Annotated in this window: 24 protein-coding genes and 1 pseudogene; 15 read left to right on the forward strand and 10 right to left on the reverse strand. The window is 73.8% G+C overall.

The features are described 5' to 3' along the window. The first annotated feature begins 549 nt into the window (after positions 1-549). Together PSD17_RS25345 and PSD17_RS25350 are read left to right on the forward strand one after the other, a co-directional pair. On the forward strand, positions 550-948 hold the full coding sequence (locus PSD17_RS25345) for a hypothetical protein (protein ID WP_013673563.1): 399 nt from the start codon (positions 550-552) through the stop codon (positions 946-948). Further along, a complete protein-coding gene (locus tag PSD17_RS25350) occupies positions 945-1,607 on the forward strand; it encodes a VOC family protein (protein WP_339124854.1) in 663 nt (220 codons plus the stop codon). Before PSD17_RS25345 ends, PSD17_RS25350 begins: the two co-directional genes overlap by 4 nt. Positions 1,608-1,630: 23 nt before the next feature. Here PSD17_RS25350 and PSD17_RS25355 read toward each other — a convergent pair whose 3' ends face one another. The 3 genes from PSD17_RS25355 to PSD17_RS25365 form a co-directional block, all read right to left on the reverse strand. Further along, positions 1,631-3,223, reverse strand: a complete 1,593-nt coding sequence (locus PSD17_RS25355; RefSeq protein WP_339124855.1) for an MFS transporter — start codon at positions 3,221-3,223, stop codon at positions 1,631-1,633. Positions 3,224-3,420: 197 nt separating this feature from the next. After that, positions 3,421-4,914 carry an MFS transporter gene (locus PSD17_RS25360; protein WP_339124856.1) on the reverse strand — a complete coding sequence of 498 codons (1,494 nt, stop codon included), beginning with the start codon at positions 4,912-4,914 and terminating at the stop codon, positions 3,421-3,423. Next, the gene (locus PSD17_RS25365; protein WP_339124857.1) at positions 4,911-5,327 is read right to left on the reverse strand and encodes a hypothetical protein; all 417 of its coding nucleotides are present in this window, start codon (positions 5,325-5,327) and stop codon (positions 4,911-4,913) included. The genes PSD17_RS25360 and PSD17_RS25365 overlap by 4 nt, the downstream gene beginning before the upstream one ends. 83 nt (positions 5,328-5,410) lie before the next feature. Between PSD17_RS25365 and PSD17_RS25370 the strand changes: the two genes are divergently transcribed. Continuing rightward, positions 5,411-6,088 carry a TetR/AcrR family transcriptional regulator gene (locus PSD17_RS25370; RefSeq protein WP_013673568.1) on the forward strand — a complete coding sequence of 226 codons (678 nt, stop codon included), beginning with the start codon at positions 5,411-5,413 and terminating at the stop codon, positions 6,086-6,088. Here PSD17_RS25370 and PSD17_RS25375 read toward each other — a convergent pair. Beyond that, positions 6,085-7,839: a CocE/NonD family hydrolase gene (locus PSD17_RS25375; RefSeq protein WP_339124859.1), complete on the reverse strand. Its 1,755-nt coding sequence runs from the start codon at positions 7,837-7,839 to the stop codon at positions 6,085-6,087. The two genes, PSD17_RS25370 and PSD17_RS25375, sit on opposite strands and share 4 nt — an antisense overlap. Positions 7,840-7,991: 152 nt before the next feature. On the opposite strand from PSD17_RS25375, the gene PSD17_RS25380 reads away from it, so the two are divergent. The 5 genes from PSD17_RS25380 (at position 7,992) to PSD17_RS25400 (ending at position 13,213) form a co-directional block, all read left to right on the forward strand. Further along, positions 7,992-8,747 carry an alpha/beta fold hydrolase gene (locus PSD17_RS25380; RefSeq protein WP_339124861.1) on the forward strand — a complete coding sequence of 252 codons (756 nt, stop codon included), beginning with the start codon at positions 7,992-7,994 and terminating at the stop codon, positions 8,745-8,747. A gap of 252 nt (positions 8,748-8,999) precedes the next feature. Beyond that, positions 9,000-10,592, forward strand: coding sequence for an alpha/beta hydrolase (locus PSD17_RS25385; protein WP_339124862.1), 1,593 nt, complete (start codon positions 9,000-9,002; stop codon positions 10,590-10,592). Positions 10,593-10,943: 351 nt separating this feature from the next. Then, positions 10,944-11,585 carry a hypothetical protein gene (locus PSD17_RS25390; RefSeq protein WP_158703322.1) on the forward strand — a complete coding sequence of 214 codons (642 nt, stop codon included), beginning with the start codon at positions 10,944-10,946 and terminating at the stop codon, positions 11,583-11,585. Between the two features lie 3 nt (positions 11,586-11,588). After that, positions 11,589-12,056 carry an Lsr2 dimerization domain-containing protein gene (locus PSD17_RS25395; protein ID WP_013673575.1) on the forward strand — a complete coding sequence of 156 codons (468 nt, stop codon included), beginning with the start codon at positions 11,589-11,591 and terminating at the stop codon, positions 12,054-12,056. A gap of 206 nt (positions 12,057-12,262) precedes the next feature. After that, entirely contained in the window at positions 12,263-13,213 is a 951-nt protein-coding gene (locus tag PSD17_RS25400) for an IS481 family transposase (RefSeq protein ID WP_339124864.1), read from the forward strand. Between the two features lie 28 nt (positions 13,214-13,241). Here the strand turns inward: PSD17_RS25400 and PSD17_RS25405 are convergent, their stop codons facing one another. Beyond that, positions 13,242-13,985 carry an alanyl-tRNA editing protein gene (locus tag PSD17_RS25405; protein ID WP_103379658.1) on the reverse strand — a complete coding sequence of 248 codons (744 nt, stop codon included), beginning with the start codon at positions 13,983-13,985 and terminating at the stop codon, positions 13,242-13,244. 131 nt (positions 13,986-14,116) lie between these two features. On the opposite strand from PSD17_RS25405, the pseudogene PSD17_RS25410 reads away from it, so the two are divergent. Beyond that, positions 14,117-14,710, forward strand: a pseudogene (locus PSD17_RS25410) (RibD family protein); the annotation flags it as partial. Here the strand turns inward: PSD17_RS25410 and PSD17_RS25415 are convergent. Next, entirely contained in the window at positions 14,691-15,449 is a 759-nt protein-coding gene (locus PSD17_RS25415) for a CDP-alcohol phosphatidyltransferase family protein (protein ID WP_339124866.1), read from the reverse strand. The pseudogene PSD17_RS25410 and the gene PSD17_RS25415 sit on opposite strands and share 20 nt — an antisense overlap. A gap of 233 nt (positions 15,450-15,682) precedes the next feature. Between PSD17_RS25415 and PSD17_RS25420 the strand changes: the two genes are divergently transcribed. From PSD17_RS25420 to PSD17_RS25440, 5 genes are read left to right on the forward strand one after another with little or no spacing between them, the layout of a single operon-like run. After that, positions 15,683-16,669 (forward strand): zinc-dependent alcohol dehydrogenase, encoded by a 987-nt coding sequence (locus tag PSD17_RS25420; protein WP_013673579.1) that lies wholly within the window; start codon positions 15,683-15,685, stop codon positions 16,667-16,669. Positions 16,670-16,671: 2 nt separating this feature from the next. Then, positions 16,672-17,070, forward strand: coding sequence for a 6-pyruvoyl trahydropterin synthase family protein (locus PSD17_RS25425; RefSeq protein ID WP_103379656.1), 399 nt, complete (start codon positions 16,672-16,674; stop codon positions 17,068-17,070). A 7-nt stretch (positions 17,071-17,077) separates the two neighbouring features. Beyond that, positions 17,078-18,142: a glycosyltransferase family 4 protein gene (locus PSD17_RS25430; protein ID WP_041759376.1), complete on the forward strand. Its 1,065-nt coding sequence runs from the start codon at positions 17,078-17,080 to the stop codon at positions 18,140-18,142. Then, a complete protein-coding gene (locus PSD17_RS25435; protein ID WP_103379655.1) occupies positions 18,139-19,113 on the forward strand; it encodes a lysylphosphatidylglycerol synthase transmembrane domain-containing protein in 975 nt (324 codons plus the stop codon). Before PSD17_RS25430 ends, PSD17_RS25435 begins: the two co-directional genes overlap by 4 nt. After that, positions 19,110-20,729 (forward strand): sulfatase-like hydrolase/transferase, encoded by a 1,620-nt coding sequence (locus tag PSD17_RS25440; RefSeq protein ID WP_339124869.1) that lies wholly within the window; start codon positions 19,110-19,112, stop codon positions 20,727-20,729. Before PSD17_RS25435 ends, PSD17_RS25440 begins: the two co-directional genes overlap by 4 nt. Here the strand turns inward: PSD17_RS25440 and PSD17_RS25445 are convergent. Beyond that, the gene (locus PSD17_RS25445) at positions 20,717-21,217 is read right to left on the reverse strand and encodes an Lrp/AsnC family transcriptional regulator (protein WP_103379653.1); all 501 of its coding nucleotides are present in this window, start codon (positions 21,215-21,217) and stop codon (positions 20,717-20,719) included. The two genes, PSD17_RS25440 and PSD17_RS25445, sit on opposite strands and share 13 nt — an antisense overlap. 128 nt (positions 21,218-21,345) lie before the next feature. Between PSD17_RS25445 and hppD the strand changes: the two genes are divergently transcribed. Further along, the gene (hppD, locus tag PSD17_RS25450) at positions 21,346-22,509 is read left to right on the forward strand and encodes a 4-hydroxyphenylpyruvate dioxygenase (RefSeq protein WP_339124871.1); all 1,164 of its coding nucleotides are present in this window, start codon (positions 21,346-21,348) and stop codon (positions 22,507-22,509) included. A gap of 380 nt (positions 22,510-22,889) precedes the next feature. Here hppD and PSD17_RS25455 read toward each other — a convergent pair whose 3' ends face one another. The 3 genes from PSD17_RS25455 to PSD17_RS25465 form a co-directional block, all read right to left on the reverse strand. Further along, entirely contained in the window at positions 22,890-24,470 is a 1,581-nt protein-coding gene (locus PSD17_RS25455; RefSeq protein ID WP_339124873.1) for an ABC transporter substrate-binding protein, read from the reverse strand. A gap of 143 nt (positions 24,471-24,613) precedes the next feature. Then, on the reverse strand, positions 24,614-25,147 hold the full coding sequence (locus PSD17_RS25460; RefSeq protein WP_339124874.1) for a VOC family protein: 534 nt from the start codon (positions 25,145-25,147) through the stop codon (positions 24,614-24,616). Positions 25,148-25,151: 4 nt separating this feature from the next. Continuing rightward, positions 25,152-26,498: a Rieske 2Fe-2S domain-containing protein gene (locus PSD17_RS25465; RefSeq protein WP_013673588.1), complete on the reverse strand. Its 1,347-nt coding sequence runs from the start codon at positions 26,496-26,498 to the stop codon at positions 25,152-25,154. Positions 26,499-26,542: the final 44 nt, after the last annotated feature.

Genomic DNA, 26,542 nt, shown 5'->3' on the forward strand with positions numbered 1-26,542 from the left:
GCTCGACCTCGCCCCGAGTCCGGCCCAGCAGTCCTCTGCCGGGCACAGCGCGGGCGCGGGCCTCGCGGCGGGTGTGGCGCTCCTGATGTGCCCGATGCTCGACGACCGCGAGCGCACTCCCTCGAGCACCGCGCTCGACGGCGTGGGCGTAGGGGCCGGACGGCGAACCGGGTGGGATGGACGGCGCCGCTGGGCGAACGGTGGGGCGGGACGGACGTCGGCCCGTACACAGCGCCGGCGCGGGCGGGGGACTTCGCCCGGGGTTGGCGCCGGCGTACCCGGACGTCGGCGCGGTGGGGACGTTCCGGGACGAGGTCGTCGAGCACGCGGGGCGGATCTGGCCGGAGGGTGGGGACGCCGAGCTGCACGTCCGGCCCGGTGGCTACCACTGCGTCGAGATCGTCGCACCGAGGCGGAGGTGTCGCGCCGGGCGCCGGCGGCCCGCGCGGAGTGGATGGCGCGCAACTTCGCCAGGTCGCGGTGACGTGCCGTCGGGCGCGACCGCAGGGCAGGACAAGAACGTCCGCACGGAGTCGAGGGAGTGAACGAATGAGCGGCAGTCCCTACAGCAGCGCGATCGGTTCGACCGTGCTGTTCGAGAACGACCGGGTCCGGGTCTGGGAGATGATCCTGCAGCCCGGGGAGCACTGCGAGTTCCACGAGCACCACAACGACCACGTCATCCTCTACGCGCAGACCGCGACGATGCGCGGCCAGGAGCTGGGGGACGACGACTGGGGCATCGTGCAGGACACCGAGCCGGGTTTCGTCCTGTACCGCACGGTGGGCAGCGGAGGCCCGCTGCCGCCGCACCGGCTCAGGAACCTCGGCGAGGCACCGGTGACCCACTACATCGTCGAGCTCCTCGAGCCGTCGCCGAGCCCGACGTCGCAGCCCTGGCTGCACAACGACCGCGGCGCGTTCCGGCCGGTCCCGACGTCGTCGTGATCGACGTCCGCGGGGTCCATCATCTGGGCCTGACGGTCGGCGACCTCGCCACGGTGTCCGCGTTCTACGCGTCCGCCGGCTACCAGCCGGCCGACCGCATCTCGCTCACCGGACCGGACGGCGCGGTCGGCAACGGCCTGGACGCCGCGAGCCTGGAGATCGCGTTCCTGCTCGGGCCGACGCTGATGCTGGAGCTGGTCGAGTTCGACCCACCGGCACCCCGGCGGGTGTCGGCCGCGGACCCCGGGTTCGGCAGCGTCCCGATCGGACGGCCGGGGGCCGGTCAGGACCCGGACGGGCGGCCGGTCACGTTCGGCACGGCGGAGCGCGGGCTCTTCCTCACCAGCGCCGCGCCGGAGCGGACGGTTCGCCTGCTCGACGCGCTCGGGTTCGACCGCGACGGCGACGGTGCGGTCGCGGGACACGGCGTCCACGTCGACGTGGTCGGCGTGGCGGCCCCGGGCCGGACGCCGGCCAACGCCCCCGGTCGGGTCCACCTCTGCTGCGAGGTGGCCGACATGCAGAAGGCGTGCGACGAGCTCGCTGCGGCGGGCTTCGACCTCGTGTCGGCACCCCGTGTCAGCGGCCACCTGTCGTGGGTGTTCGTGGCCCACCCCGAGGGCCCCGGCGTGGAGCTGCTGGAGATCGGCACTCCCTGACCCGGCCGCACCGCGGCAGGGCGTCAGCCCGCCTGGGCGGGGGTGTCCGCGTCGTCGTCGGCGATCCCCGCCGGCGACGACGTCGTCTCCTCGGTGACCTGCCCACCCGGGTGCAGCAGCGCCGCGACCAGCGACACCGCCAGCGCGATCGCCATCCCGATCAGCACCGCCCTGGTCGCGACGGCGAAGTCCGCGGCGACGGCCGCCTCGATCTGCTGCCGCAGCGCGGCCGGGACACCCGCCAGGTCGCCGCCACCGCCCCCCGTCCCCGAGGAGGCGAGGCGCGCCGCCGTCGCCGGCGGGACGCCGAAGGCGCCCAGCGAGGTCTCCAGCCGGCTCACGAACACGTTGCCCAGCACCGTCCCCAGTACCGCGAGGCCGAGCGCCGAGCCGTAGTTCCGGACGGTCTGGGTGACGCCGGTGACCTCGCCGTACGACGCGTCGATCGCGCGGTTCGTCGCATCCGTGCTCGCGGGGCCGAGGAGCAGGCCGATGCCCGCGCCGGCCACGACGATGCACCACCACTGCGCCCCGAGGCTGAGGTCGGTGACCTTCCAGGCCCAGCACAGGAACCCGACCGTCGCGACCACGCAGCCCGCCACGACGGCCGGCTTCGCGCCGCGGCTGTCGAGGATCCGCCCGCCGACCTGGGCGGCGGGGGCGAACCCCGCGAAGAACACCAGCAGGTAGAGCCCCGCGTTGCTGGCGCCGTAGCCCAGCGAGACCTGCGAGTACACACTCGCGAAGAAGAACACCGGGACGAACGCGATCATCGAGAAGAACAGCACGAGGTTGTCGGAGAGGAACGCACGCTCCCGGAAGATCCGCACCTTGATCAGCGGCACCGGCGTGCGCAGCTCGAGCACGACGAACAGGCCGAGCGCCAGCAGCCCACCCACGATGCAGACCCAGGTCAGCGGGCTGTCCCAGCCCCAGCTGCGCGCCTGCTCGAAGCCCAGCACCGACAGCGCCATCCCGATGGCGACGACCGCCGCCCCGCGCCAGTCGATCGGCTCGCGGCGCACCACGGGGACGATGCCGGCGGCCAGTGTGAGCGCCAGCGCGACGACGGCGACCGGGATGTTGATCCAGAAGATCGCCCGCCACGTCCACTGCGTGAGGTAGCCGCCCGCGATCGGGCCGATGGCGGTCAGGCCGCCACTCACGCCGAAGAAGATGGCGAGTGCCTTGCCCCGCTCGCGCAGCGGGAACGCCGCCACGACGACCGCCAGCGCGGCGGGGATCATCAGCGCCGCGGACAGCCCCTGGGTCGCCCGGAAGACGATCATCCAGGTCTCGGCGAACGAGCCCTTCGGCGTGAACCCGCACAACGTCGACGACACCGCGAAGCCGACGATGCCGATGAGCACGATGCGGCGCGACCCCAGGACGTCGGCGAGCCGCCCGCCCAGGGCGAAGCCCGCGGCGAGTGCGAGCAGGTAGCTGTTGACGGTCCACGTGACGCCACTGCTGGACAGCGAGAGCTCGGACTGGATGTTCGGCGCCGCGATGGCGACGATCGTCTGGTCGATGAACGTCATCGCGACGGCGAACATCATCGCCGTCAGCGCGAGCCACTTCGAGCGCGCGGCCGAGCTGCCCACGGGTGCTGCCATCGCCATCGTCCGGAGCTCCGATCCGTCGTGGAGAAGGGTGCGTCCCCGAGGATCTCGTTCGGGCCGCCGATTCCGTGACGGTGCCGAAAAGATGTGCGGCCGCGCAAGGCCGTCCGGCGCACGGTGCCGACGCCACCGGGACGCCCGGGCCCGCCCGCGCCGCGGGGACCGCGTCGCGGACGGGCGTGCGGTCGTGCTCAGGGGCCGGCGCCGCCGGTCCCGACGGTGTCGTGGCCGGGTGCGGGGCCGGTTCGCGGCAGGACGGTCAGGGCGACGACGACCGCGCCGACCAGCAGCGCCGCGGCGACCGTCAGGCCCAGCGCGTAACCGTCGGTCAGGGCGGCGGGCGTCGAGCGGGGCCCGGTTCGGGCCTGCGCCAGCGTCCCGACGACCGCCAGCCCGAGCGAGGCGCCGATCTGGCGTGAGCTGGTGAGCAGCCCGGACGCGACGCCGGCCGCCCGCGGTCCGACGCCGGCGGTCGCGGTCGAGACGACCGGACCGAGGCAGAGCCCGAAGCCGATGCTCGCGACGATCGAGGGACCCAGCACGTCGGTGGTGAACCCGCCGTCGGGGGAGATTCGGCCGAACCAGGCGAACCCGGCCGCGGTCAGCAGCCCACCGGCCACGAGCAGCGTCCGGGGGGCGAACCGGCGGCCGAGCCGTACGGCCGCGACCGACCCGACGACGACGCCCGACACGAACGGCACGAACTCCACCCCGGTCAGGGCGGGACCGGCCCCGACGACGCGCTGCAGGTAGAGCGACACGAGGTAGAACGCCGACGCCATCGCGGCACCCACGAGCAGGTTGTAGACATCGGCCCCGGCGACGGAACGGTCGGCGAGCAGGCCGGGCGGCAGCAGCGGCGTGCGCGTCGTGCGTTCGACGTGCACGAACGCCACGAGCAGCGCGGCAGCTCCGGCGAGTGTCGCGAGCGTGGTCGCCGACGCCCAGCCGAGGGCCTCGGTGCGGACGACGCCGAACACCAGCAGTGACAGGCCGGCGGTGGCCAGGACCGCACCCCGGACGTCGGGACGGCCGCCTCGGGCGGGGGCGCCGTCGGCCGGTCCGGGAACGCCGTCGACCCGGCCGGGGTCCCCGTCCGCGCCCCACGCCAGGACGAGCGCGACGGCGACCATCGGCACGTTCACCTCCATCACCCAGCGCCAGCCCGCGTACTGGGTGAGCAGCCCGCCTGCCAGGACGCCGACGGCGCCGCCCGCCGCGTTCACCGCGCTCCAGACGCCGAAGGCCCGCACGCGCGCCCGGCCCGACGGGAACGTCGCGCTCAACGCGGCGAGCGCCGCGGGTGCCATCGCGGCGGCACCGACCCCCTGGAGGGCGCGGGCGGCGACGAGCTCCCAGGGAGCCTGCGCGAGCCCACCGAGCAGTGCGGCCACGCCGAACAGCACGAGTCCCGCACGCAGGACGCGCCGTCGTCCCCAGCGGTCGGCGAGGGTGCCGCCCATCAGGAGCAGCCCGCCGAAGGTGAGCGCGTAGGCGTGGACCACCCAGGTCAGGCCGACCGGGTCGAACCCGAGCCCGTCCGCGATCCGGGGGAGCCCGACGTTGACCACCGACAGGTCCAGCGACACCGTGAACTGCACGACCGACACCGCGGCGAGCGTCCGCCCCGCGCGGCCCGCGGCCCGGGAGCCGACGCCGTCGCGCGTCGCCGCGCCCGCGGTCATCGGGGCCGTCCTGGTTCGCGGACGTGCTCGTGGGTCGTGCCGCTGCGGCGGGTGACGGCCAGCAGGTCGCCGGGGTCGCGCACGCTCACCCGGTGCCAGGTGGCCGCGGGGACGACGACAGCGGAGCCGGGCGCGGTCAGCGCGACGACGGTCTCGCGGCCACCGTCGGCGGCGCGGACATGGACGTCGAACCCGCCCGACATCGCGCACAGCACCTCGTCGCCGTCGGCGTGGCGCTCCCACACGTCGGAGTGCAGGTCCGCGTCGCTCCGGGCACGCACCGCGGCGACGGTCCAGCGCCCCGGGGCGGTGCCGCCACGCCGGGGAGCGGCCTCGGCGGCACCGTCGCCGTGGAGGTGGATCACGGCGTCGGCGAGGGTGGTCGGAACGAGGACGGAGTTGTTTTGGAACATGTTCCGAAAGTAGCACCGCGAGGATCGGGACGCGACCGGAATCCGGGTTCGCGGCGGCGCGGGACGGCCAGCATGATGGGCCGATGCCTCCCACCGACGCTCCGCGCGGCCGCACCGGCCGGCCGCCGGTCACGTCCCGCGCGGACATCCTGGTCGCGGCCAGGCGGCTCATCGACCGGGACGGCTGGGAGAAGCTGACCGTCCGCCGGCTCGCCGCGGAGATGGGGATCGGCGCCACGACGCTCTACCACCACGTGCGCGACAAGGAGGACCTGCTCCTGTTGCTGCTCAACGAGTACGCGGACCGGATCCCCCGGCCGCCGGCGGCGGGGGAGCCGCGCGAGCGCATCGTCGCGGGGTGGGTCGCGATCCACGACACGCTCGGCGCGTGGCCGTGGGCGGCGGAGGTCCTCACCGTCGACGGGTTCCTCACCGGACTCGGCGACTCCGCGCTCGTCCAGGTGGAGGCGATCCTCGCCGCGGCGGCCGAGCACGGTTGCTCGCAGGAGGAAGCCGTCGACCTGTTCCGCAACATCTGGTACTTCACGGTCGGCGAGATCCTCGTCCGCGCCCGGTCGGGTGGGGCGCGGGGCGCGGACGAACGTCGCGACGGGTTCCTCGCCGGCATCGACGCGGCGGCGCTGCCGCGGCTGGCCGCGATCGGCGACCGCTGGCCGGGGCTCTCCGCACGGGACACCTATCCCGACGCGGTGCGGGCCTTCGTCGACGGCCTGCTCGCGCAGGCGGAAGGTCGGTCCTAGCTGTCCTCGCGCCGCGGGGAGAGCGGCAGGAGGAGCGCCGACGGGTGCCGCGCGTCGTGGTGGACGGCCTGCACCGCCTTGCGCAGCTCGACCGCTGTGTCCAGCGGTTCGCCGGTGTTGGTGTTGCGGTCCCAGCGCGGGAAGTCGCTCGACGTGACGTGCAGCCGGACGGCGTGGCCGGGCAGGAACGCGTGCGCGAGGTTGCCGAGCCGGATCGTCAGCTCGTGGACCGTGCCGGGCTCGATCGGGCCGGGCTCGTCGAACGAGTCGCGGTAGCGGGTCCGGACGAGGCCCTCGGCGAGGTTCTGCGTGAAGCCGTCCGGGTGGACGTCGCTGAGCACCGCGACGAAGTCGGTGTCGGGGGCGTCGGTGGCCGCGAAGAGCCGCACGGCGACGGCGCCGACGACGTCGAGCTGCGTGTCGAGGACCTCGCCGGTGTAGACCAGGACGTCGGCGCGGTCCTGCTTGACCCGCTGGTCGGCGACGCCGCCGCCGACGAAGCGGCCGCCCGCCGTCGGCACCGGGTCGGCGGGGTCGTAGACGTAGGTGTCGGTGGGGTCGGCCGTGGGCGGGGTGTCGCCGAGCGTGCCGCCTGCCGTCGCGGTGCCGTCGCCGCCCAGGTACAGCGTCGTCCCGACGATGCCGGCGGGGGGCCAGGACTCCACCTCTCGCCACCGGTTCTCGCCCATCACGAACAGGGTCACCCTGGCCATCGGCAGGCCGGGCCGGTCGTCGGCGAGGATGTGGTCGAACCAGCGGCGCTGCACCTCGATCAGCGGGAGCGCGGCCTCGGGGCCGAAGTCGATGTCGCCGGTGCCGCCCGAGGTCGGCTGGTTGTAGGGCAGCAGGTGTGCCCACGGGCCCATGAACAGCGCCTGCCGTTCGCGGGTGGCCGCGGACAGGCCGGTCGTCGAGATGCCGGTGAAGTAGTGCGGGGTGTCGGTGTTGGCGATGTCGTACCAGGAGCCGATGTGCAGCATCGGGATGTCGATGTCGTGCAGCCGGCGGCGCAGGTCCACCGCCCACCAGTACGGGCCGTCGGTCCGGTGGTGCAGGACGTCGGCCAGGAACGGCGCGCCCTCGCCGAAGCGGTCGATCCAGTCGCGCAGCGGCAGGTGGCGCAGCGCGTCGTCGGTGAGGGGGCCGAAGCGGATCGACGGGTCGGCCTTCAGTGCCTCCAGCGCCGCGAGCCGCTCGGTGTCGCCCCGCCGGGTCAGGACGTCGTCGGCCATGTTCATGAAGTAGCTCAGCGTCCACGACAGCTCGAGGGCGCCGTCGTGGTACCAGTAGTTCTCGTACGCGGCCGCCTGCGCGGAGAGCGGGACCGCCGTGACCAGGTGCGGCGGGCGCTCCACGGCGGCGAGGTACTGCGAGACCGCGCCGTAGGACTGCCCGAACGTGCCGACGCGACCGTTCGACCCCGGCAGCGTAGCCGCCCACTCGACGGCGTCGTAGCCGTCGCGACCCTCGTAGGCGAACGGGTACCAGGCGCCCTCGGAGCCGAACCGGCCCCGGGTGTTCTGCACGACCGTGAGGTATCCGTGCGACGCGTAGTAGTGCGCCTCGTTGAACGGCTCGGCGAGGTCGTTGAGCTGCTTGCCGTACGGGGTGCGGCGCAGCAGGACCGGCAGCGGGCCGGGGCGCTGCGGCCGGTACACGTCGGCGATCAGCACCTTGCCGTCGCGGGTCGTCATGGGGACGTCGGTCTCGCGGACGACCTCGTACCGACCCCGTGCTGACTCCAGACCCACGTCGCCTCCTCGGCCGCGCCCGTCGCGGTCAGGCGTTGACAGAAGCATAATGAGAATGATTCTGTCAAACCCTTCTGCGGCGCTGCGGACAGCGGGTGCGACCTCGGCGTCCGGAGGTGGCCGCGCGACCTCAGCACCGAAGGAGCTCCGCCATGGTCCCGCCCCCGCACATCGTGTTCGTCCACGGCTTTCTCGACGACGGCGCGACGTGGACCCCGGTGATCGACGCGGTCGACCTGCCCGCGGACCGCGCCGTCACCGTCGACCTGCCGGGGATGGCGGGTGCCCCCGAGCACCCCGGACCGTTCACGCTCGACGGCTACGTCGACGAGGTCTCCGCCGTCGTCGACCGGATCGAGGGGCCGGTCGTGCTCGTCGGCCAGAGCATGGGCGCGCAGGTCGCCGAACTGGTCGCGGCACGCTCCGACCGCGTCGCGGGGCTGGTCCTGCTGACCCCGATGCCGTTGCGGGGCACCCAGCTCCCGGACGAGGCGGTGGCCCCGTTCCGCGCGCTGGGCGGCGACCTGGAGGGCCTCACGGGCACCCGCCGGGCACTGAGCGCGAACTTCCCCGACGCCGAGCTGGCCCGGCTGAACGAGTACGGGGTGCGCATCCCGCCGTCGACGACCGCGGCCGTCGTGGACATCTGGAACCTGGGCACCGGCGGCGAGCGCGCGGAGAGCGCGTACCCCGGCCCCGTCCTGGTCGTCCGCGGTGCCGCCGACCCGCTGTGCACCGAGGACCTGGTCGCCGCCGAGGTCGCACCACGGTTCCGCGACGTCCGTGTGGCGGTCGTCGAGGGCGCCGGGCACTGGCCGCACGTCGAGCAGCCGGCGGCACTGGCCCCGCTTCTCGACGAGTTCCTGGGCCGCGCACGGCGCGACGTCGACACCGCGGTCGGCGGCTGACGGACACCGGCCCGCACCGGTCTGCGCCCGTCCCGGGCCGGTGCGGGCCGGGACGGACCCGTGTGGACCCGGGCGAGTCCCTCGCCCCAGGGCGGTCCCTACCTCTGCGAGTGGGGCAGGCCCCCACCGGTCCGGGTGCGCCCTCCCTCGTGAACCGGATGCGCGCTCGTCATCCTCGGAGGGTGCGCCGCCCGCCGGTCCGCTCGCCGGCGGTCCCGTCGCCGAGGCGGCCGACGGGGGAGGACCACCACGATGACACCGACGACCCGCCGGGCGGCCGTGGCCGCGCTGGCGCTGATCGCGACGGCGGCGCTCACGGCCTGCACCACGCAGGTCGCGGGCATCGCCGCGGCCCAGGCCGGTCCGGCGGCGGGCAGCAGCACCGCGGTCGCCGACCCGACCGCGCAGGCCCGCTACTACGGCCAGCACCTCAGCTGGGGCCCCTGCGCCCCGTTCGCCCAGGACGACAGCGAGCGCACCCTCTACTCCGGCGCCGGACTCGACTGCGCGACGCTGACCGTCCCGCTCGACTACTCCGCGCCCGACGGCCGCACCGCGAAGGTCGGCGTCCTGCGCCACCGGACGGACGGGGCCAAGATCGGCTCGCTCGTCGTCAACCCGGGTGGGCCGGGCGGGTCCGGGATGTCGCTCGCCGCCCAGCTCGGTCCGGCACTGGCCGGCGGCCCGTTCGACGTCGTCGGGTTCGACCCGCGCGGCGTCGGGGCCAGCACCCCGACGATCGACTGCGCGACCGACCGCGAGCGCGACCGCAACCGCGCCGAGAACTTCTTCGACACCTCACCCGCCGGTGTGGCGCACGCCGACGAGGAGAACCGCAAGGCCGCGGCGGAGTGCGTCGAGCGCTCCGGCGGCGCGGACGTCATCGCCAACTCCGGCACCCGCGACGTCGCCCGCGACATGGACGTCCTGCGGGCCGCCCTCGGCGACGAGAAGCTGACCTACCTCGGCTTCTCCTACGGCACCCGGATCGGCACGACCTACGCCGAGCTGTTCGGGCGCAACGTCCGGGCCATGGTCCTCGACGGTGCCATCGACCCGATGGAGGACCCCGTCGCCTCGGGCGTCGCGCAGATGGCGGGCTTCCAGCAGGCCTTCGACACCTTCGCCGCCGCGTGTGCCGCAGCCGCAAACTGCCCGCTGGGCACCGACCCCGCACGGACGACGCAGGCGTTCCAGGCGCTGGCCCGGCCGCTGATCGACAAACCCGCGCCGGTGCGCGGTGACAGCCGGACGCTCTCGTTCTCCGACGCCGTGACGGCCGTCGTCGCGTCGCTCTACAGCCCGGAGCAGTGGCCGGGCCTGACCGCGGCGCTCACCGACCTGAAGGCGGGCGACGGCACCGCGATGATGGCGCTGGCCGATGCGTACAACGGCCGCACCCCGGCCGGCACCTACGACAACGACCAGGAGGCGCTGTCCGTCGTCAACTGCGCCGACGGCGACCGGATCAGCGACCGCGCGGTCATCGCCGACGCGACCCGCCGGGTGAACGAGGCCGCGCCGTTCCAGGACCCGGGCCGGCCCGCGCCGGCCTCGCCCGGGGTGTGCACCTACCTGCCCGTGGAGCCGGCCGCACCGCACGTCCCGCAGGTGGCGGGTCTGCCGCAGACGCTCGTCATCTCGACGACCGGCGACCCGTCCACGCCCTACCAGGGCGGGGTGAACCTGGCGAAGGCCCTCGGGGCGCGGCTGCTGACCGTCGAGGGCACCAAGCACACCGCCGCCCTGCAGGGCAACGAGTGCGTCGACGACGTCGTCGGGAACTACCTGGTCAACCTGCAGCTGCCCAGCGCCGACGCCCGGTGCGCGGCGAAGACGAGCTAGACGCCCCCTGGCGCGACGCCAGGAGCGAGCGGCGGCCGTCCGGACGGGTTCCGGGCGGCCGCCGCTCGTCCGTGGGCGGCGTTCGCCCGTTTTCGCCGACCTGTGCCACCGCCCGGCGGCGACCCGCGGCCACACTGTTCGCGGCCGAACCGCGCGCCGGTCGCGGCAGCGCTCCTCGATCGTGAGAACATCGTCGATAGCCGGACCGGATCCGACCGGGAGTTGCCAGCGCCACGTGAACTGCGTGATGTCGCGCGACACGTATCGGTGGCGGCACACACCGCAATGGTGATGTGATCCGGTGGACACGGTGCCGACCAGGCACCCACATGACTACAGAAGGAGATTCAGGTGGCGGATGACGCTGCGTCGTCAGTCCTGTCGATCCAGGGCGAGCAGCAGCAGCAGGAGACCGGATACGTCAAGGCCTCGGAGGAGGACGTCGACCTCTACGTCGACCGTGTCTCCGACGAGGTGCTGGCCTGCCGCGAACGTGGTCGGCACCTGTTCCCGACGATTCGGCAGGCGGGGATCCATTTCACCGACGTCGATCGTGACGGCCTGTTCATCCGGCGGCTGACCTGCACGTGCTGTGAGCTCGCGGTCAAGGTCGAGAAGTGGGAGGGCGTCCGGCAGCGGGGCCGCACCCGGTTCGCCCGGGTCGCCTCGAACCTCGAGTACCGCACGGGCAGCGACGGTCAGGTCTACCTGGCGCCGAGTGGTCGGGGACACATGACCCCGCGCCAGATCGGCGACTCGGTGGCGTCGAAGGCGCTCGCGGGGCAGAGCATCACCGCCTTGCGCAAGGCGGCCGCGAAGGCTGCCGCGGAGGCCAAGGCGGCGTCCGAGGCGCCCACCACCAACGCGCGGAAGGCCCCCGCGGCCGCCGAGAAGCCCGCCGCGGCCGAGGCGAAGAAGCCGGCGCGCAAGCCGGCGGCCCGCAAGCCCGCCGCTCGTCGTACCTCGGGTGGTCGGGCTCGGAAGGAGTCGTGATCGATGGGAATCCGTGAGATTCGGTACTGCGACGTCAGCGGGACCGAGGAGGACGTCGAGACCCACGAGCTCAACATCGACCAGATGCACGTCCGGATCGATCTGGCCGGCGTGGAGTACCGGAAGCTGCTCGCGCTCCTGCAGCCCTACCTCGACGCGGGCACGATCGAGGCGTCGGTCCCGGGGTACGGGACGGGCCGACCGGCGGCGCGCACCAGCACCGGGCTGACGGCCGAGGAACGGACCCAGCTGCGCCTCTGGGCCGAGGCGCAGGGCATCGAGGTGCCCTCGAACAACCGGTTCAAGCGGTCTCTCGTCGAGCGGTGGCGCGCGCGCGACAACGAGGGGGCCGCCGACTCCGGCGAGTACGGCGACGACGAGTACGACGAGTACGACGGCGACGACGAGTACGACTCGGACGAGGACGGCTCCGCCGAGCACGAGTCCGACGAGGCCGCGGCCAAGGCCTGACCGGCCGGGCCGTGACGGCCCGCGACCGCACCGGCCCCGCGCCCCCCGCAGAGAGGGGAGCGCGGGGCCGGTCGGCGCTCCGGGCCCCGCCGGCTCTAGATGTTGCGACCCAACACGTTGTTGACGGCGTGGTGGCTTGATCAAGGGGAAGGCCTCCTGGCGGAGTGGGTGTGTCTGACGCACCTGCTCGAACCCGGAGGCCTTCCGTGTCGCACCGTAACGCCCGCACCACCATGCACGCCCGCAGGCTCATCATCGAACGCCGCCACGCCGGCTGGCCCGCCGCCCGCATCGCCGAACAACTCGGCGTCTCCCGCGCCACAGTGCACAAATGGCTTCGCCGCTTCCGCGAGGAAGGCTGGGCCGGGCTCGCCGACCGATCCTCACGCCCGCACAGCACCCCGACCCGCACACCCGCTCACGTGGAGGCCCGGATCCTGGCCCTGCGCGACACCGCACGCCGCGGCCCGGTCTATCTGGCCGGACAGCTGGGGCTGGTCGCCTCCACCGTCGGGCGAGTGCTACGCCGCCACCAGGTCGCCCCGCTGGCCGCGATCGACCCGATCACCGGCCAACCAGTGCGGCGTCGCTACTCCGGGATCCGCTACGAACACCGCGCCCCCGGAGACCTGCTCCACATCGACGTGAAGAAACTCGGCCGGGTCCCCGACGGCGGCGGCTGGCGACTGCACGGTCGCCGAGAAGAGGTCCGCGGCCGCGGGATCGGCTACGACTACCTCCACGTCGCCGTCGACGACCACACCCGCCTGGCCTATGTCGAGGCGCTGCCCGACGAACGTGACGTCACCGCGGCCGGGTTCCTGCACCGGGCCGTGGCCTGGTTCCGGGCCCGCGGGGTGCGGGTACTGCGGATCCTCACCGACAATGCCCTGGTCTACCGGCGCGGACACAACTGGCGAGCCGTGTGTGTCGCGCTCGGGCTGCGGCGGCGGTTCACCAGACCGGGCTGCCCGTGGACCAATGGCAAAGCGGAGCGGTTCAACAGGACCCTGCTCACCGAGTTCGCCTACGCCCGCCCGTGGCTGTCCAACACCGACCGACTCGACACCCTGGACAGCTGGGTCCAGCACTACAACACTCGACGTGCTCACTCCGCCATCGGCGGCCGGCCCCCGATCACCCGCCTCGCCTCGTGATCGTCAACAAGGTCCTGGGTCACTACATCTAGAGCACCCGCACCCGCAGCCGCCGGAACCCGCGGCCCTTGTTCTCGACCTTGACGACCTCGACGCGGCCGATCAGCTTCGTCGACGCGACGTGCGTGCCGCCGTCGGCCTGCTGGTCGAGGCCGTCGATGTCGACGACGCGGATCGTCTCCAGGTCCTCGGGCAGCAGGTCGGCCGCCGTCCGGACGAGGTTCGGGATCGCGAACGCCTCCGCGCGCGGCAGCAGCCGGGCCGCGATCGGCCGGTCGAGGGCGATCTCGGCGTTGACGGCCTCGGCGACCCGGTCCTTGAAGTCCGGCGGCACCTGCGGCAGGTCGAAGTCCATCCGGGCGGTGAGCGGCTCCATGTTGCCGCCCGTCACCTTGGCGCCGAAGTCGCGGAACACCACCGCCGTGAGGACGTGCAACCCGCTGTGGGTGCGCATCAGGCCGGTGCGGCGCTCGTCGTCGATCGCACCGCGGACCGCGGTCCCCGCCGCCGGGACCGGGTCGCCCTCGGCGGGGACGAGGTAGAGGTCGTCACCGCGGACGGTGCCGACGATGCGCGTCCGCACCCCGCCCCACAGCAGCACGCCCTCGTCGGGCGGCTGGCCGCCGCCACCGGGGTAGAACGCCGACCTGTCGAGCACGATCCCGCGCTCCGGGTCGACGGCCACGACCGTCGCGGTGAAGTCGCGGACGTCCGGATCGGCCAGGTCGAGTCGGTGGGTGTGCCCGTGCCGGGTGACGTCGTCGGCAGCCATGACGGCGACCCTATGCCCTGGCTCACGGCGACCGCGCTGAACCGGTCCGGCGCGCGGACCGTCCGGGGACACGTGCGTTCCGACCGATTCCTGTGCTCTGCTGGGACCGGACCCGACGACAGGGAGCGGCGATGACCGGGCGACCTCACGTGCTCCTCTCGGCGGCGGTGTCCCTCGACGGCTGCATCGACGACGTGAGCCGACGGCGGTTGATCCTGTCCAACGATGCCGACCTCGACCGGGTCGACGAGGTGCGCGCCTCGGTCGACGCGATCCTCGTGGGTGCCAACACGATCCGCACCGACGACCCGCGCCTGCTGGTGCGTTCCGCGGCCCGCCGGGCGGCCCGCGTCGCGACCGGGCGGGCGCCGTCCCCGGTCAAGGTGACCCTGACCCGCACCGGCAAGATCTCGCCCGACTCGCGCTTCCTGACCACGGGCGACGGGGACCGCGTCGTCTACGCGCCGACGTCGGCCGTGGCGGACGTGCGCGAGCGGGTCGGCGCGGCGGCGACCGTCGTGGGCGCGGGGGATCCACTCGACGTGACCGTCCTGCTCGACGACCTGCACCGGCGCGGCGTCCACCGGCTCATGGTCGAGGGCGGCTCCGAGGTGCACACGCTGTTCATGTCGTCGGGGCTCGTCGACGAGCTGCACGTGGTCTTCGCGCCGTTCCTCGTCGGCCAGCCCGGCGCCCCGCGGTTCGTCAACGCCGCGGTGTTCCCGCAGGGCCCGGGGAACCGGATGCGGCTCGTCGAGGCGCGGCCGATCGGCGACGTGGTGCTGCTGCGCTACGTCCCCGTCGACGCCGGCTCACGTGCCATCTGACGTCGCGGCCGAACGACCAGACGAGCGCGGCCAGCGCGGTACCGACGACGGCCGTCGCCACCGGGACCGGCAGCAGCTGCGCGGAGGCCACGACGAGCGCGATCCCCTGCGCCGCGGCGACGATCTTCGCGCCGCGGGTCGGGGGCACCGGCGCGCGCATCCAGGCGACCACCGCGGTGCCGGCGACGTAGGCGTACCGCATCGCGCCGATCGCGAGCACCCACGCCCCGAGCAGCCCCGCGACGTGCACCGCGAGCACGGCGATCAGCCAGGCGTCGGCTTCCATGTCGAAGCGCGCCCCGAACGCGGACGCGGTCCCGGTGCGCCGGGCGACGCGGCCGTCGACGGCGTCGAGTGCCAGCGCCAGCCCCGCGAGGACCACGAGGACGGCCACGTCCACGGCGTGTCCGGCCACCCCGTCGGCGACCAGCGCCGTCACCCCGCCGCCGAGCACCGCGCGCAGCCCGGTGACCCGGTCGGCGGGCCGGGGCCCGTCGTCCCGGCGCCGCGCGAGCAGCACCGCGAGCACGACGGCGTGCGCCGCGCCGACGGCCCAGCCGACCGGACCGAGACCGGTCGTCACGGCGAGCACGCCGAGCAGCACGAGCTCGCCCCCGAGCACCGTCGTCGCGATCATGGTCCGTCCCGCCCCCTCTCGTCCCCCGACGGATCCGCGCAGCGGACGGTTCACCATGGCAGGGTCCGGCCGGTCGGGCGCCGACGCACCGCGGTCAGCGGGTGTGCGCGACACGATGCGCGCAACCCCATGGCTCTCCGGCCGCCGTGCCACGACGATGGGGTTGCAGACGGGGGGTGCGCCGGGACCGGGCGCCGTCCTGCGCCGCGACCGCAGCCGGTGAGGGGAGGCCGATGTCCGAGCAGTCCACCGCACGCGCCCTGTGGCTGCGTGCACCCGGGGAGGCGGAGATCCGGCCCGTCGAGCTCGCGCCGCCGGGCCCGGGCGAGGTGCTGGTCCGGACGAGTCACACCGGGGTGAGCCGGGGGACCGAGGCACTGGTGTTCCGCGGCGGGGTCCCGGCGAACCAGCACGAGGTGATGCGCGCGCCGTTCCAGGAGGGCGCCTTCCCCGCGCCGGTGAAGTACGGCTACCTCAACGTCGGCGTCGTCGACGATGGGCCCGCGGACCTGCTGGGGCGCAACGTCTTCTGTCTCTACCCGCACCAGACGCACTACGTCGTCCCGGCCACCGCCGTCACCGTCGTCCCCGACGACGTGCCCCCCGCCCGGGCCGTGCTGGCCGGGACCGTCGAGACCGCGGTCAACGCGCTGTGGGACGCGGCGCCGCTGGTGGGCGACCGGATCGCGGTCGTCGGCGCGGGGATGGTCGGGTGCGCGGTGGCCGCGGTCCTGGCGGGCCTGCCGGGTGCGCGGGTGCAGCTGGTGGACCCGGTGCCCTCACGAGCGGCGATCGCCGACGCCTTCGGGATCGGCTTCGCGACACCGGAGGCCGCCGACGGCGGCTGCGATCTCGTCCTGCACACCAGCGCGACGTCCGCGGGCCTCGCGCGGTCGCTGGAGCTGCTGGTCACCGACGGGGAGGTCGTCGACCTCAGCTGGTACGGGGACCGGCCGGTCACCTTGCCGCTCGGCGAGGCGTTCCACTCCCGGCGGCTCACGATCCGCAGCAGCCAGGTCGGCACGGTCGCGCCCCGGCGTGCGCACCGGGGATTCGCCGGACGGTTGGCGGTGGCGCTGCGGCTGCTCGCCGACGACCGGTTCGACGCGTTCGTCACCAGTACCGGGAGCTTCGACGAGCTGCCCGTCACACTCCCGCGGGTCCTCACCGGTGAACCGTCCGGGCTCCTGCACCGTGTGGAGTACGGGGGAAGGAGCTGACGTTGTTCGCCATCACCGTCCGCGACCACTTCATGGTCGCCCACAGCTTCCGCGGCGAGGTGTTCGGCCCCGCGCAGGCGCTGCACGGCGCGACGTACGTCGTCGACGCCGTCTTCCGCCGCGCCGAGCTCGACGACGACGGCATCGTCGTCGACATCGGGCTCGCCACCGCGCAGCTGGGCGAGGTGCTCGGGGAGCTCAACTACCGCAACCTCGACGACGAGCCCGCCTTCGCCGGGCACAACACGTCGACGGAGTTCCTGGCCAAGGTCGTCGCCGACCGGCTCGCCGACCGGGTGCACGCGGGCGCGCTGGGGGAGGGCGCCCGCGGTCTCGCCGGGATCGGCGTGACGCTGCACGAGTCGCACGTGGCGTCCGCGAGCTACGAGCGTGCACTGTGAGCACCCGGTGAACCGGCCGGTCACGGTCGTCGTGCTGCCCGCCGGCATCGACGACCCCGCGCGTCCCTCCGGCGGCAACGTCTACGACCGGCGGCTGTGCACCACGCTCGCCGCGCACCGGCCGGTCTGCGAGATCGAGGTCGACGGGGCGTGGCCGCGGCCCGGACCGGGCGCCCGCACGGCGCTGGCGTCCGCGCTCGCCGCCATCCCCGCGGGCACCGTCGTGCTGCTCGACGGGCTGGTGGCCTGCGGGGTGCCGGAGGTCGTCGTCCCGCACGCCGCCCGGCTGCGGCTGGTCGTGCTCGTCCATCTCCCGCTGGGCGACGAGGCGGGCGCGGCGCCCGGGCTGGCGGCCGCCGAGCGGCGCGTCCTGCACGCGGCCGCCGCCGTCGTCACGACGAGCGAGTGGACCGCGGGACGCGTCGTGACCGGGCACGGGGTCCCGGCCGCGCGGGTGCACGTCGCCGAGCCCGGTGCGGATCCCGCCCCGCTCGCGGCCGGGTCCGGGGACGGCGGCAGCCTACTGTGCCTGGGGTCGGTGACTCCGACCAAGGGACAGGACGTGCTGGTCGAGGCGCTGGCGGCCGTCGCGGACCGGCCGTGGACCTGCCGGGTCGGCGGGACGCTCGACCGCGCACCCGCGTTCGCCCGCCGCGTCCGGGAGCGGGCGCGGCTGCACGGGCTGGCCGACCGCGTGTCGTTCGAGGGGCCGCTCGCCGGTCGCGCCCTCGACGCCGCGTTCGACGGTGCCGACCTGCTGGTGCTGCCGTCGCGGACCGAGGCGTTCGGGATGGTCGTGCGCGAGGCGACCGCCCGCGCGATCCCGGTGCTGGCCACCGACGCGGGGGGTGTCGGTGAGGCGCTGGGCGAGGGTGGGCTGCTCGTCGAGCCCGGCGACGCGGGGGCGCTCGCGCGCGGTCTGCGCCGCTGGTTCGACGACGTCGGCCTACGGGAGGCCCTGCGCCGCAACGCGATGGTGGCCCGGTTCGCCGTCCCGGGGTGGGACGTGACCGCGGCCAGGGTGGCCGCCGTGCTCGACGCGCTCACGCCGGTTCCGGTGCTGGTCCGATGACCGTCGCCGTCGCGGCTCCGGCCCATCCGGTCACCGCCCCGGCCCGGTTCGCGATCCTGCGCCGCCACGCCGGTGCCCTCGGCGGGATCGTCGTCCTCGCGGTCGTCGCCTGGCAGCTCGGCGCGGGCCCACTGCTCGACGGGCTGCGCGCACTCAGCCCGCAGGTGGTGCTCGTCGCGCTCGCGACCGGACTGGTGACGACCGCGTGCAACGCCGGCCGCTGGCGGCTCGTCGCCGGTGGCCTGGGCCTGCCGCTGCGGTTCCGGCCCGCACTGGCCGACTGCTACCAGGCCACGTTCCTCAACTCCGTGCTGCCGACCGGCGTGCTCGGCGACGTCGGGCGCGCCGTCGGGCACGGCCGTGCGATCGGTGCGGTGGCCCGGTCGGCCCGCGCGGTCGTCCTGGAACGGTCCGCGGGTCAGGTCGTCCTCGTCGTCATCGGGTCGGCGGTGCTGCTGACCAGGCCGGACGCCTTCTCGGTCCTGCTGCCGGGCCGGGCGGCCGTGGAGATCGTCGGCGCGCTCGCCGTCGCCGGGGCCGCCGTCGTGCTCGCGGTACCGCGGCTGCGGTCCGCGGTCGCGACGCTGCTCGCCGACGCCCGGACCGGTCTGCTCGCCCCACGCATCTGGCCGGGCGCGTTCGGGCTCTCGGCCGTCGCGCTCGCGGCGAACGTGACCCTGTTCGTCGTCGCGGCGCGTGCGACCGGGGCGACGGCACCCGTCGGGCAACTGCTGCCGGTCGTCCTCGTGGCCCTGTTCGCGTCCGGCCTGCCGATCGGGATCGGCGGGTTCGGGCCGCGCGAGGCCGTCGCCGCGCTCGGCTTCTGCGCCGCCGGCCTCCCGGCTGCCGACGGTGCGTCCGCCTCGATCGTCTACGGCCTGCTGACGTTCGCGTCCACGGTGCCGGGGGCGCTCGTGCTGCTGGCGCGCCGCGGGCGCGCGGCCGCCGCGACCGGCCACACGGCCGGATGACGGCGTTGCGCACCGCGCTCGGCCGCGTCTGGAGCGTCCTCGCCGTCGCGCTCGTGGCCGCGGCCCTCGTCGCACCCGACGCGTTCACCGACCTGCGCCCGGCCGCATTCGTCCGGATCCCGCTGGAAGGGCTCGTGCTGGGCGCGGTGCTGCTCGTGCTGCGTGGCCGGGCCCGCCGGGTCGCCGCCGTCGTGTCCGGGCTCGCGCTCGGCGCGCTGACGGTGCTGCGCCTGTTCGACCTCGGATTCTCCGCCGTGCTCGACCGGACCTTCGACCCGATGACCGACGCCGGGCTGCTCGTGGGCGGCGTCGACTTCGTGCGGTCGACCGCGGGCGGCGCCGCGGCGGTCGGGACCGTGATCGGCGCGGTCGTGCTGGGGCTGCTGGTCGTCGGCGTCGTGACGGCGGCGGTGCTGCGCACGGCACGGGTCGTGGCCGGCCGTCCGACCCCGTCGGCCCGGGTCGTCGCCGTGCTGACCGTTGCCTGGACGGTCCTGGCGGTGCTCGGCACGCAGGCCGCGGGGCTGCCCGTCGCCTCGCGGGACGCGGCCGCGCTCGCCGCGACCCACGTCGGCCAGATCGGGGCCGACATCCGCGACCACCGCGAGTTCGAGGCCGCCGCCGCGGCCGACGCCTTCCGCGACGCCGCGCCCGCCGACCTGCTGACCGCGTTGCGCGGCAAGGACGTCGTGCTGACCTACGTCGAGAGCTACGGACGCTCCGCGCTCGCCGATCCCCAGGTCGACGCCCTCCTGGACGCCGGGACGCGTGACCTCGGCGCCGCCGGTCTCGTCGCACGCAGCGCCTACCTGACCTCGCCGACGTCCGGCGGCGGCAGCTGGCTCGCCCACTCCACGCTCGAGAGCGGCGTGTGGATCGACAACCAGGCCCGGTTCGACGACCTCGACGCGACCGGCCGGCTCACGCTGGGCAGCGCGTTCCGCCGCGCGGGCTGGACGACCGCAGCCGTCCAGCCCGGCACCACGTCCGGGTTCCCGGACGCGGACTTCTACGGCTACGACACAGTCCTCGACGCACAGCACCTCGGCTACCGGGGACCGAACTTCAGCTTCGCGCCGATGCCCGACCAGTACACCCTCGCCACCTTCGAGCAGCGGCTGCGCGCGCCCGGGCACGCGCCGCTGATGGCCGAGATCACGCTGGTCTCCAGCCACGCGCCGTGGACGCCGCTGCCCCGGCTGCTGCCGTGGGACCAGGTCGGCGACGGCTCGGTCTACGACTCGATGTCCGGGCCCAGCCTGCCGCCGCAGGCCATCCTCACCACCGACCCGGCCGTCGTGCGGGCCGACTACCTCGCCTCGATCCGGTACACGCTCTCGACGCTCGTCTCCTACCTGCAGACCCACGGCGACCCGAATCTCGTCATGGTGTTCCTCGGCGACCACGAGCCGGCGCCGGTCGCCACCGGGAACGCCCCGGACCACGACGTGCCCGTGACGATCGTCGCGCGCGACCCGGCCCTGCTCGACCGGATCGCGAGCTGGGGCTGGGAACCCGGGCTGCGACCGTCGGCGCAGGCCCCGGTCTGGGGGATGGACGCCTTCCGGGACCGCTTCCTCACCGCGTTCGGCCCGGTCGAGAGTCAGTCGCGGTAGGCCGGGGCCCGCCGCGGCGCCTCGCGGGGCAGGCTGCGCAGCAACGGGATCGTCCGCGGCGCCACCACCTCCGAGAGCACGACGACGCTCGTCGAGCGGGCCACCACCCCGGACCGGTTGAGCTCGAGCAGGGTGCGCTGGAGGTCCTCGTGCGACGACGCCGCGAGCCGGCACAGCACGTCCGACGCACCCGTCGTCGCGTAGGCCTCCAGCACCGCGGGATGCGCGGCGAGCTCGTCGGCGACGGCGTCGAGGGCACCCTGGGCGATCTCCAGCGTCACGAAGGCGTGCACGCCGAACCCGGCCGCGGCGAGGTCGACGTCCGGGCCGTAGCCGGTGATCACACCCTCGCGTTCGAGCCGGTCGACCCGCGCCTGCACCGTGCCGCGGGCCACCTGCAGCAGCCGGGACAGCTCCAGCGCGCCGGCGCGGGGGTGCTCACGCAGCGCGGCGAGCAGGTCGACGTCCAGGGCGTCGAGGTCGGTCATGTGGGCGGACTGTACAGCTCACGACGGAACGAGCTGCCTGATCTGTACAGCCGGATCAGCCGCGGGTGCGTCGGTTGCGCGGCTGCCGTGACTGCGCTGTCCTGTGCACACCCGCGCCAGGAGGTGTCATGAGCATCGACCACGACCTCGACCCGGCACAGCTGCGGCGCCTGCTCGGCCTCGTCGAGCACGACACCGGCGCCGATCCGTTCCCCGTCACCGGCTGGGACGCGGTGGTGTGGGTCGTCGGCAACGCGGCGCAGACCGCGCTGTTCCACCGGCTCGTCCTCGGCATGGACCTCGTCGCCTACTCCGGGCCCGAGACCGGCAACCCCGACCACCACGCCTACGTGCTGCGCGCCGGTGAGGTGCGGTTCGTCGTCACCGGTGGGGTGGCGCCGACGAGCCCGCTGCACGACCGGCACCGCCGCCACGGCGACGGCGTCGCCGACATCGCGCTGGAGGTCCCCGACGTCGACCGCTGCATCGCCCACGCACGCGCGGCCGGTGCGACGGTGCTCGTCGAACCGCACGACGTCGCCGACGCGCACGGCACCGTGCGCACCGCCGCGATCGCCGCCTACGGCGACACCCGGCACACCCTCGTCGACCGCTCCCGCTACACCGGTCCCTACCTGCCGGGCTACGTCGCGCAGGACGCCCCCGCGCTCGGCCGGCCGGTGTTCCAGGCGCTCGACCACGTGGTCGGCAACGTCGAGCTCGGCCGGATGGACGAGTGGGTCGCGTTCTACACCCGTGTCATGGGCTTCACGAACATGGCCGAGTTCGTCGGCGCCGACATCGCGACCGAGTACTCCGCGCTGATGAGCAAGGTCGTGGCCAGCGGCGACCGGCGGGTGAAGTTCCCGCTCAACGAGCCCGCGCGGGGCCGCAGGCGCTCGCAGATCGACGAGTACCTCGACTTCCACGGCGGGCCGGGTGTGCAGCACCTCGCGCTGGCCACCGACGACATCCTCGCGACGGTGGACGGCCTGCGCGCCAAGGGGATCGATTTCCTGCCGACGCCTGCGTCGTACTACGAGGACCCGGCCCTGCGGGCCCGGATCGGTGAGGTCCGAGTCCCGGTCGACGAGCTCGCCGCCCGCGGCATCCTCGTCGACCGCGACGAGGACGGGTACCTCCTGCAGATCTTCACCGCCCCGATCGGCGACCGGCCCACGGTGTTCTTCGAGTTCATCGAGCGGCACGGCTCGCTGGGCTTCGGCAAGGGGAACTTCAAGGCGCTCTTCGAGGCGATCGAGCGCGAGCAGGCCCGCCGCGGCAACTTCTAGCCGTCCGCGGTCCCCTGTGAGGGGAGGAGGACCTGCTGGGCGTCGGCGATGCCGGCGTCGGCACGTCGGCGTCGGCACCGGGTGCGGCGGAGGCATGACGTGCGCGCAGCAAGCCGGCACGTCCTCGGCTCGGGGCTCGCGCTGCTCGAGGAACGGTCGATGCGGGCGAGGGCGGGCCTGCCGTCCGATCGGGACCTCGACCGGCGGTTTCCCCTACCTCGCCCGCATCGCCGCGGCCGGCGACCACCCCCATTCCACTGCATGGGCCGCCGACCCGGACCGCCTCGGCGCACCGCCGCAGACGTTCGAGGCGATCCTCGACTGGCTCCTCGACGGGCTGGAGACCCTGTCGTGAGTGGCGACCGTCGCCACTCACGGGGTCAGCGGTCGAGCCACGTCGTCGCGTAGAACATGTCCCGCGACAGGTAGCGGTCGATGCCCTTGACGTCCTTCTTCGTGATCGTCGCCAGATAGGCCCGGCTGATCCACACGACCGCGAGGTCCTTGTTCACCTGGTCCTCGACCTGCTGGTAGTCCTTCGTGCGCTGCGCGTCGTCGCCGGTGACGGCCGCGTCGGCCAGCCACGTGTCGACGTCGGGGTTCGAGTACCGGCCGAAGTTCCCGCTCCCTCCGGTCCCGACGATGCGCTGCACGCCCGGGAACGGGTTGTCCAGCGGCGCGACGGTGGTGCTGAGCTGGAAGTCGCCGCTCTGCACGACGGCCGAGGAGTACTGCGCCAGGTCGTAGGTCTGGACGGTCACCGTGATCCCGATCGCGGCCATCTGCGCCTGCACGAACTCCGCGAACGGCTGCCGGCTGGTCGTCGTCTTGAACGTGAAGTCCGGGTTCCCGCCCTTCGCCCGGTAGGCGTCGACCAGCTGCTTGGCCCTGCCCGGGTCGTAGGCCGGCCACTCGCCCGACGCGCCCTGGGTGTGGAACGGGCTGCTCGTGTCGAACAGGCTGTTGGCCGTGGTGAGCCGGTTGTTGTACTGGCTCGCCGACAACGCCTTCATGTCCATCGCCCGGATGACCGCCTCGCGCATGCCGCGGTCGTCGAACGGGGCCTTCGTGAAGTTGAAGAACAGGTACTCACCGGAGTTTCCCGGGCCGTAATAGACCTGCAGCTGCGGGTTGTCCAGCCCGCGGACGATCTCCTGGTTGTAGGCCGCGAACGCGAGGTCGATGTCGCCGTTCTGCGTCGAGGCCGTCCGGGCGTCGGTGTCGGGCAACGGACGGAACTCCAGTCCGTCGAGGTAGGGCATCCCCTGCTGCCAGTAGTGCGGGTTGCGCGCCAACGTCATCTTGGAGTCGCGGACCCAGCTGGTCAGCGTGAACGGACCCGCGCCGACGGGGTGCGCGCCGATGTCCTTGCCGTACTTCTGCAGCGCCGCCGGCGAGATGATCATCCCGAGGGTGCCGCTGAAGCCGCTCTGGGCGAAGACGATCGGGAACGACGCCAGCGGCGACCGCAGCGTGAACCGCACTGTCAGCGGGTCGACGGCGGTCATCGAGGCGATCATCGCGGCGTACTGGTGGGCGGGCGAGGTCGCCTTGTCGATGTGGCGCTGGGTGTTGACCACGACCGCGTTCGCGTCGAAGGCCGTGCCGTCGGAGAACGTGACGCCCGGCGTCAGCGTCATCGTCCACGTCGTGCCGCCGTCGGACGTGGTCATGCTCCTCGCGATGAACGGCTCGATCTTGCCGTCGGGGGAGAGCTTCAGCAGCGAGTCGAACACGGCGTTCTGCGCCATGTTCGTGTTCTGCACCGTCGGGTCGAAGGTGACGGCCTCGCGGTCGGCGCCCAGGATCAGCGTGCCGCCGTGCTTCGGTGTGCCCTCCTCGGCAAGGTTCCCGCCGTAGGGGTCGATCGCCTTGATCGGCCCCGACCCGCCGGCCGATCCACCCCCGGCCGACCCGCAGCCGGTGACGACGAGCAGCACCGCCGCCACGGCGGCCACCACCCCCGCCCACCGTGCCCGTCGCCGGCCCGCTGTTCGCAGGCCTGTTCGCTGCTGCATCGCCCACCCACTCCTCGTCGAGTCCGGCAGTGACACCCGGGGAGGTTCTCCGAAGCCCAACGGGCCGCCGGGCACGGCCCGGTCGGTCAGGCGCCGCTCCCCGCGATCGCCGGGGCCGAGACGCCGACGCCGCCGCGCGTCGTCGCGCCGTAGCGGGCGATCTCGGCCGGCAGGTCGAGCGGGACCCCGCGCCGGGTCCGTGCCTCGTACGCGGCGTCGTCGAGCCGGTCGGCCGGGACGAGCCACGCGACCTCGAACTCGATCCCGTCGGGGTCGCGCGCGTAGATGCTCTTCGTCGTGCCGTGGTCGGTGGCCCCGACCAGCGCGCCCGCCCCGGCGAGGACCTCGGCGAGCTCCGCGAGCTCACCGAGCGTCCGCAGCTCCCACCCCAGGTGGTAGAGCCCGACCGTGGTGGTGCCCGCCGACGAGTCGTGCGCGCCGTCGCCGATGGCGAACAACCCGATGTCGTGGTCGTTCGTCGAGTCGGGGGCCTGCATGAAGGCCGCCCGGCCGGGTCGTTCCATGACGACCCGGAAGCCGAGCAGATCCCGGTAGAACGCCACGCTGCGGTCCACGTCCCGGACGTAGAGGACGGCGTGGTTGAGCCGGCTGATTCCCACGCCGTCAGTCGCCCGCGACCGGGAGGTGTCGCAGCGAGTCGAGCGCCTCACGGACGGCCGGGTCGTCGTCGGTGCCGAGGTAGCGCCAGTCCTCGCCCTCCTCGAGGATCTTGTCGGCCGCACGGATCGTCGTGAAGTCGTGTCCGGGACCGGCCAGCGCGGGTGGCGGCGTGCCGTCGGCCTCGAGCGCCCTCGCCGCGCCGAGCAGGATGCGGCGCATCCGGATGACGGCCTTGTCGAGCTGGCCGAGCTGCTCGCTGCTGCGGTCGTAGATCTTGCCCATCGACTCGGTGACCATCAGGTCCTGGCTGACGAAGTCGGCCACGCCGCTGAAGGTCTCGGTGCGCTGGACGTCGCGGTCGAGCTTGTAGTCGTTGTCGGCGGTGTACTCGCGCGGGGTGATGCCCCCGACCCGGCGGGTGAACGGCGTCTCGAACGGGCTGAAGTCGTGCAGCGGCGCGCCGCCGTGGCCCTGCGGGTTCGCCTGGACCTGGGCGTCGAAGTTGTAGCGCCAGCAGCTGTGGTCGTCGATCGGGACGACCATGAGGTGGCGGGTGTTGTACGGGATCGCGGCGATGATCGTCGAGTACGGCGCGATGTACTCCGTGATGCGCACGTTGGTGTGGCCGTTGGGCGTGGTCCGCAGGCCTCCGTAGCGGAAGCCGTACCAGGTGTTCTCGACCTCGATGCGCGGCGCCTGGTCGTGGGTCCAGAACTTCCACGTCGCCTTGTTCGACGGGTAGCCCGGCTTGTCGGTGCCGTCGTCGGAGAACTCACCCGCGGCGAAGAACCCGTGCAGCCAGGAGATGTGGGCGGTGTCGAGGTTGCCCTCCATCGTCTGGATCCAGTTGCAGTCCGCGTAGAGCTTGGTGGCCAGCGTCTTCTCGGCCGGTAGCGTCTCGGTGCCGAAGTCGCGGAACGGGGTCATGGTGTCGGCCGGGCCCATGTAGGTCCACACGATCCCGCCCGACTCGTGGACCGGGTAGGCCTTCGCGCGCACGCGGTCCTTGAACGAGCTCTCCGGCGGCTCGCTGGGCATGTCGACGCAACGGCCGTCCGCGTCGAACTTCCAGCCGTGGTACGGGCAGCGCAGCCCGCACTCCTCGTTGCGGCCGAAGAACAGCGAGGCACCACGGTGCGGGCAGTTCTCCTGGATGAGGCCGACCTTGCCGGTGGTGTCCCGGAACGCCACCAGCTTCTCGCCGAGCAGCGTCACCCGCAGCGGTGGGCAGTCGGGCTCCGGCAGTTCCTCGCTGAGCGCGGCGGGGGTCCAGTAGCGGCGCAGCACCTCGCCCATCGGGGTCCCCGGCCCGACCCGGCACAGGGTCTCGTTGTCCGCGTGCGACAGCATCGTCGGCCCTCCTCGTCACGAACCCGGGCACAGCCGTGCTCCGG

This window comes from Pseudonocardia sp. D17 (assembly GCF_036984265.1).
Taxonomy (GTDB): Bacteria; Actinomycetota; Actinomycetes; order Mycobacteriales; family Pseudonocardiaceae; genus Pseudonocardia; species Pseudonocardia benzenivorans.